A 486-nucleotide genomic window follows, 5' to 3' on the forward strand; every position below is an offset into this window, starting at 1 on the left:
CCATGATGCTCGGCGTCGAGACCCAGCGCGGCCTGGACCTGGTCGGCATGAACACGCTGTCGGGCATGCTGGCCGCGATCGCCAACACCCGCGAACTGGCACCCGTCGTGGTGGCAATCGCGTTGGCTGCCAAGGTCGGAACGGGCTTCACGGCCCAGATCGGAGCGATGCGCATCTCCGACGAGATCGACGCACTCGACGCCATGGCACTGCGGTCGATCCCCTACCTGGTCGGCACCCGCGTGCTGGCCTCGGTGGTCTGCGTCATCCCGATCTACATGATCGGCCTGCTGGCCAGCTACCTGTCCACCCGGACCGTGGTGGTGATCTTCAACGGCGCCTCCCCCGGCACGTACGACTACTTCTTCCATCTGGCCCTCGGCCCCCAGGACCTGCTCTATTCCGGAATCAAGGCCGTCGTCTTCGCGATCGTCGTGGCCCTGGTGCACTGCACGTACGGCTACTTCGCCTCGGGCGGGCCCGCCG

Annotated in this window: 1 protein-coding gene; it reads left to right on the plus strand. The window is 66.9% G+C overall.

Annotation, left to right across the window (positions count from 1 at the left end; genetic code table 11):
- Positions 1-486: ABC transporter permease (locus IMZ11_RS43880; RefSeq protein ID WP_228649650.1), on the plus strand; the 486-nt coding region annotated here is incomplete at both ends.

This window comes from Microtetraspora sp. AC03309 (assembly GCF_020826795.1).
GTDB classification, from domain to species: domain Bacteria; phylum Actinomycetota; class Actinomycetes; order Streptosporangiales; family Streptosporangiaceae; genus Microtetraspora; species Microtetraspora glauca.